Origin of the sequence: Thomasclavelia cocleata, from assembly GCF_900102365.1 — a bacterium.
Taxonomy (GTDB): Bacteria; Bacillota_I; Bacilli_A; order Erysipelotrichales; family Coprobacillaceae; genus Thomasclavelia; species Thomasclavelia cocleata.
In genome coordinates this window covers 47245-54795 of record NZ_FOIN01000016.1, presented here as the reverse complement: position 1 = coordinate 54795, position 7551 = coordinate 47245, and the positions used below count along the sequence as shown (strand labels likewise).

The 7551-nt window shown below is 30.5% G+C and carries 3 protein-coding genes; all 3 read right to left on the bottom strand.

Going from position 1 to position 7551, the window contains the following annotated elements; translation table 11 throughout:
- Positions 1–4952: alpha-N-acetylglucosaminidase TIM-barrel domain-containing protein (locus BMW96_RS07445; protein ID WP_092354056.1), on the bottom strand; the 4952-nt coding region annotated here is incomplete at its 3' end.
- A 520-nt stretch (positions 4953–5472) separates the two neighbouring features.
- On the bottom strand, positions 5473–6330 hold the full coding sequence (gene prmC, locus BMW96_RS07440; protein ID WP_092354054.1) for a peptide chain release factor N(5)-glutamine methyltransferase: 858 nt from the start codon (positions 6328–6330) through the stop codon (positions 5473–5475).
- Positions 6330–7406, bottom strand: coding sequence for a peptide chain release factor 1 (prfA, locus tag BMW96_RS07435; protein ID WP_092354052.1), 1077 nt, complete (start codon positions 7404–7406; stop codon positions 6330–6332). Before prfA ends, prmC begins: the two co-directional genes overlap by 1 nt.
- Between the last annotated feature and the right edge of the window lie 145 nt (positions 7407–7551).

Sequence of the window (7551 nt, the reverse complement as noted above, 5' to 3'; positions counted from 1 at the left end):
GCATTGAATTCAGTTACTACTGCTGGTACTACTTTATCTAATTGTTCTTCTGTTACATTACCTGCCATTTCAACTGCAATTTGTAATGCTGCTTTGCTTACAGTAGAATCTGTTTTGATTTCTAATCCATCAATTGCATTTGTTAATGCTTGAATTACTTTATCTACTTCTGCTTGTAAAGCATCTTCATTATTTACTATATTTTGTGCTTGTATTAAAGCTTCTGTTAAAATATCTGCTGTTTCCTTTGTATACAGACTTAAATCTATATTATTTGCTTTATTAATTAAATTTTCTAACTGGTTTTTATCTACTGGACCAGTTAAACGTATTTCTGCCCCTGAACCAAAATTTTTACTTGAAGAATCTGATTTAGCACTCGTAACCTTTAAACGAATATCTGTGATTTCTTCTTGAATAAATGTTGCAATTTTCCATTCACTATTGCCAGCCCAAGTACCTGATGTTACCTCATGATATGTTTCACCATTATTCAAACTTACTTCAATTATATATCCTGTAATTGTTCCATTACCACCATTTGAACGTGGTTGATAACGTAGACCATCTACTAATGCTGCTTTAGGCATATGAATATTTACCCAGATATTGCTCATATCTGTTCCACTCCATACAGAATGCCAGATTGTAGAAGCATTATTATCGATCAAATTAGTTGCTGGACCCTCAGATCCTGTCTGAGATTGTTCACTACCAGCAGTTACTTCCCAATTATCAATTTTTAAATCTCTTGAATTATCCTCAGCTGGAGATTTAGGTATATTAATCATTGAATATTTAGTTAAAATATTTTGTGTTTCTGCTTTCATATCCAATACAGCTGGTACTGTTGAATACTCATTGTTACTATTAGCCCATTGCCATTCTACTTCAAACCAATCAATAGTTGTAGCTTCTTCACCTTTTAATTCTTTTACTCTTTCATCAATCCATAACTGCCAGCGTTTCTTATATAAATCTGTTGTCAATCCTGACCATTGTCTATTAGAATAATCATGCAATGAATTAGCTTGATATTTACTTCCCCAAGTAGTGATTAATGAACGAGCATTAAACTCATATAGTTCTTTTGAAAATTCGTCAGCATTTTTAGCTAAAGCTTTAGCTTGTTCAATCCAAGTCCCAACCATTGTAGTCTCTTGAGTAGAGGCAATTAAATCAGTTTCATCAATAATTTCCATAAAAATAGTTGCATACTTTTCAAAAGACTCTAAATCATCAGCTCGATACGCACTTGACATTTTCTTCTGATATTCTTGTGCTGTATTTGCTAATACTTGAAGTAATACGCTAGCTAAATCATATCGATATCCTTCACTTCCTGAAAATAAATCATAATCTTCCAATAATAAAGCTACTGCTTCTTCAAGTTTCACTTTATCATACTTAATCAATGTGCTATCACAACATGATACATTATTTATATCTAATCCTGGTCTTGCATTAACTACTGAACATACTGGACCTTCACCATTATTATTTATTTGTGAATTATACACTGTTTCCATCAAAATATCCCATGCTTGTTTTGCAGAGTCACTTGCAGCTCCATAACGTCTTGTAATATAATCATTGATCCAAATATCTTTATCAATCTTTTCTAATGGTTTTGTTGCATCATCCACCCAAATTAATTCAAAGAATAAATCATAAATTACTGGATTATTATAAGAAGCTTCTGGGGTAATTCCAATACCTGCCATATGTTCTGTAGAATTATATGCAGCAGGGAAATCATTGATAAGTACATCCATATATCCTTTTAATCCTGGACGTCCACCAAAATTGTTTAATAAACACCATACCCATGGTGTATTTCCAAATTCTTCAGGGAAATTATATCCATATACAGAATTCCCATCCCAACGTGGATCCTTTTCTGCCCATAAATCTAGAATTAAAGCATGTTCTTTTCTATCTCCAATTCCTTGTAATAATGCTGGAGTTGGATTTGCTTGCCATGACTGGATTACCCATACTGCATCACTATCAAAATCAATCATTTCATCTAATACAATTTCAGAAATATCTTTAGGATTCATTCCACCAGTAATTCCACCTTCATGGAATGGATCCGTTGCATAATAATTTGTTACATCACCAAATACATCTTTTTGAATTTTATAATATAATTTTGCATATTCATTATAGATTGGATCAGTAGTTTTCAACATTGATGGTCTTTGGAAACCATTCCATATTCCTTGAGCAATTACAGAACCTTTTGTATCAGAATCCTTTGCTTCAATATCAGTTGGTACCATACCACTATATCCTTGCATGATTGGTTTCATCCCCAATTTACGCATTGCAAACTGATTTTTACGTGCTAAATCAACTCTTTCACCAAACCATGTATTATGAACTGGTCCTCCATAATTAGAAAGGTTAGCCATATATGCCCATGCATAATAAGCAGGTCCTGCAATAAAATCTTTTGCTTCATCTTGTGAATAACCGATTTCTTCTAAGAATCTGCGCCAAACTTCTTCTTGTCCTGTCATATCCAATACAAGATTAACACCATTTAATGCTAACCAGTCTAATTCATCACGCCATTCTTTTTCTCCACAAAATGGCATTGAATATGAATGTGTACAATAGTTATATGCATAACGAACTGGCATTTTTGTTTCTTTATACACTGTTTTTCCCTTTAATGAAACAATTTCATTTGGCATTGAAACTTGATTTCCAACTTGAGAAATATTTACATTTAAATAATATTTCAAATAATGATTTAATCCTGTTGCTAAAGAAACACCATTATTTCCAACAATATGAATCTTTCCATCTTTTTCAGAAAGATCAAAATAATCATATCCTGTTCCATTTGGATTATCATTTAAATCAAAACTAAACCAATTTACATATTCCGCACCAATTTGACGTGTAATAATACCCTTTACTTCCTCAATTACCATATCATTAGTAATAGTGGCAGCATACTCAGTATCATCAAAATCTACCACTTCAACTGGTGCTGATTTTTGAATTTCAGTTCCACTTTCTTCACCATAAATCTTTACTTCATTAATAGAAACATTGGTAGATGTTCCAGATTGATAATTTACATAAACTCTAACAATTCTAGCTTCACGATTTTCAATACTACTTAAATCAATTACATCACCATCAACTGGTGTAGAATTAGTATCTATTTTAGAATAAATCTTAGTAAAATTTTCTCCATTCATACTTGTATAAATATCATACTGTGAATATCCTGTTGTTGGAAGATAAACTTTTAATCCATCTAAATTATAATTTTTTTCTAAATCAATATCTACATATCCAGGATAATAAATACCTGTCCAATTAGATGATGGTTTACCATCTGTAATATTTGCACTATTTGCTTGATTTGTATTTGTATGAGTAGGTTTATTAAATGCGATGTTTCCATCAATATTTAATTTTTCTACTGCAAAAATCTTAAATTCAGCCATTGATGGCCAACCAGTAGCTGTCATATCATCTAATACGATTTTTACTTTATTAACTTTAATTGTTTCATCATTTTCAGCTACGAAGTGTGTTTTAATATTATCACCAGCAAGTCTAGTTGCTTTAGCATGATCAACTTGTTTTGTCCAGTCTTCATCGCCCACTTTTTGAGTATAAATACTATATGTATAAGTAAATGTATCTGTTAATGATTTAGATTTTTCAAAAGCAATCTCAAATGCATTTACATCATAATCTTCTTTTCCTAAATCCAAAGTAACAGAAACTTCTTTGTTTTCTAATGCAGAAAAGGCCCCTCTATGAAAAGTAAACAATGTACCATAATCTTTATCAACTAATCTTGCACTATCTGTTTCTGGATTTGCTCCTTCAAATGGCATTACAGTCGCATTTGGTGCTACATTGACAAATTTACTCATATTTGGTGCAGTACCTTCTTTATCTACATAGATTCCTACTTCAGCAAATGCAGGTGTAAATAACACTTGATTTCCAGAATGTAACTTTGGATTACTTAATGTTACATAAATTTGATCAATTTCAGTTGTTCCTTCAAATTCATAATTATATTGATCCAAAAAACTAAAAGCCTGTTTTGTTTCAATAATTTCTTTTTCCATTTCTCCTTTATACAATACTTCTAAAGTAATATCAACAATTCGATCTGGAGCATGTTGTCCACCTTCAAAATCTAAAGAAATTTTACGAATTGGTTTAGTATTATCTCTTGGTACTGTGTAAGTAAATGTTGGAACAGTATCCCATGAACCAGTTGCCCATAGTGTATTTAAATTTCCATCACAAATACTACTTTCACTATATCCTGATGATGTCCCAACTAAAGTAAAGTCTTCTGCTTTAGCAATATTTTCTAATGCCCCTTCTGGTTCTTTCTCTACCTTAGCCCAAGTCTGTAACTCTAATAAATGCATAATCTGTTCATTGTCAGTATTATTTTGTATACAATTACTTCCATCAAACTGTACTCTAACATAACGAGCTAGCTTAACAGGGCTAAGATTATAAGTATCACCCATTTCTGTAGAATTCCCTTCAGTCTTAACACCTACAGTTTGCCAAGTTTGATTATCAACGCTAATCTCTACTGTATAACGATATTGACGTGGTGTTGTTTGTGCCCATAAATTCCCAGGATATGTAAATAATACGATTTTTTCTAAGTCATATTCCTTTTGTAAATCTAATGTTAAATACGCTTTTTCTCCATTATCAATATCAACAGCACCACTATCCCAATAACTGCTTGTATTTATTATGCCATCAATTGCTTTACTTGCAGGATAAGAATTATTTTGATGTGTTGCACTTATTGAGCCACCTAATGCAACATTCACTAATTCATCTTCAGCAGCATCAATCATAATTCCACGTGTCGAAACCAAAGATAAAGCAATAACTAATGACAAGAATGTTGTTAAACTTTTATATAAAAATTTCTTCATTCTCAACTCACCTTTCCTCATATAATTCTTTAATTCTTGAACTATTTAAAATTTTATCTTTATATCAATCACTCCTCACACACATTTTTACTACCCATTCTTAATATCAAATATATTTAAATAAATAATATTTGTTTTCCAATATAATTTAACAAAAATTATAAAAATGTTTATTTAATAAACTACAAAGATATAAAAAGGTTGTAAAACGATTACCAATATATAGACACAATTATTAGATTTTAAATTTTGCAAATAGCATCTATTTTATTTTTTTATTTACAAATATAATATCTCTTAAAATCATTACAAAACACTCAATTAAATAAGTCTTCTTTTTGTATCTATAATAATTATATAATAAAAATATTAGTAATTTCCTACAATGATTAGCAAAATTATATACTCAAAATTTTTATATTTTAATAATATCTCTTAATTTTATAAAATACATCCTGTTAAACCTACAAAAAATATTATTAATTAAAAAAACTACTTAATCTAAGTAGCTTTTTAATGACTATTTCAAATTATGGTAAATAAATAACATTCTATCCTTACCATTAATATCTTTAATAATTTCATAAGAATCATCAGGAAAATACTTTTGTAAAGCTTCCTCCATTAATTTCCTTTGATCAAAACCCATCTCAAATGCTAATAATGCACGATCATTCAACAAACTTCTTACTCCTTGAAAAATCTTACGATAAAAATATAACCCATCATCTCCACCAAATAAAGCAATATGAGGCTCATTATCTTTTACCATTGCCTCAATTTTTTGTTCTTGAGGAATATATGGCGGATTAGAAACAAAAATATCAACTTTAATTTCTCTTTCTAATAGTGGTTGCAACATATCACCAATCATAAACTCCACATTAGCCCCTAGATTCATTGCATTATCTTTAGCTATCTCAACTGCTTCACTAGAAATATCAGTTGCATAAACTTTTAAACGTGACTCTTCTAATGCTAAACTTGTAGCAATTGCTCCACTACCTGTTCCCACATCACAAAGAGTAATGTTCTCATAGTCTACAAAGTAATCATCAATACGATATAAAATATTTTCAACCAATTCTTCTGTTTCATATCGAGGAATCAAAACATTCTCATTAACCTTAAAATCACGACCAAAAAATGTTTCAACCCCTTTAATATATTGAATTGGTCTCCCTTGATAATATTCTTCCATACCAGCTAAAAATTTAGTTTCTAATTCTTGATCTACTTCTTCATCATACATTAAATATAATTCATGAGGTTGTTTATTAGCTAAATGATAAAATAATACTTTTGCAACATTAACATCCTGATTAAAATCATCTAATTTACTTTCAGCTAATTTAATTAATTCCTTTACTGTTGACATTAATGTTGTCCTTCCATTTTTAAGCGTTGATCCTCATTTATTAAAGCAGTGATAATATCATCAAGTTTACCTTCAATAATTCGATCTAGTTGTTGAATCGTTAAACCAATTCGATGATCTGTCACACGATTTTGTGGATAATTATAAGTTCTAATTTTTTCTGCTCGATCACCTGAACCAACTTTACTTTTTCTTTCATTTCCAACCTGCTCATCTTGCTGCTGTTGATAGTAGTCATAGATTCTAGCAATTAATGCTTTCATTGCTTTATCTTTATTATCATGTTGTGAACGTCCATCTTGACTAGCTGCAACAATACCAGTTGGAATATGTGTAATTCTTACAGCTGAATCTGTTTTATTAATATGTTGACCACCTGCTCCACTAGCACGATAAGTATCAATTCTCAAATCATTTTTATTGATTTCAACATCCACTTCTTCAACCTCTGGCATAACTAAAACAGTTGCTGTAGAAGTATGAACACGTCCCTGAGTTTCTGTTTTAGGAACACGTTGAACACGATGAGAGCCAGATTCAAATTTTAATTTACCATATACACCTTCACCTTTAACCATAAAAGAAATTAATGAATAACCACCCGCTTCAGCATCTATTGCTTCCATCACTTCAACTTTCCAACCCTGTGATTCAGAATATTTAACATACATGCGATATAAGTCCCCTGCAAAAATATTACCTTCATCACCACCAGCTGCACCACGAATCTCCATAATTACATCTTTATTATCATTTGGATCTTTTGGGACTAACTCAATTTCTAACTTTTTAATAATTTCTGGAAATTTTTCTTCTAGTTCTGCTAATTCAAGTTTTGCCATTTCTTTTATTTCTGGATCAGATTCTTTAGCTAACTCCTTAGCATCTTCAATTCCAGCTTCAATTTCTTTATACTCCTGATATAAATCATATGCTGTTTGCAATGACGCCTGTTCTTTTGTAACTTCTGTCATTTTTTTAATATCACTTCCAATATCAGGATCCATCAGCATATGTCCTAACTCTTCATATCTGTTTTCCATTGTTTTCAAACGATCTAACATGCTTTCATTCATGATTTATACCTCCAAACCTATCATATTATATAATAAAGATCGAAAATAAGCAAAATATATTTTATTTGATTCAATCTTAGTTTTTTATAAATAAAATATTTAAAAATATATATTATAGTTCACATTGAGTTCACCTAATCGTTTT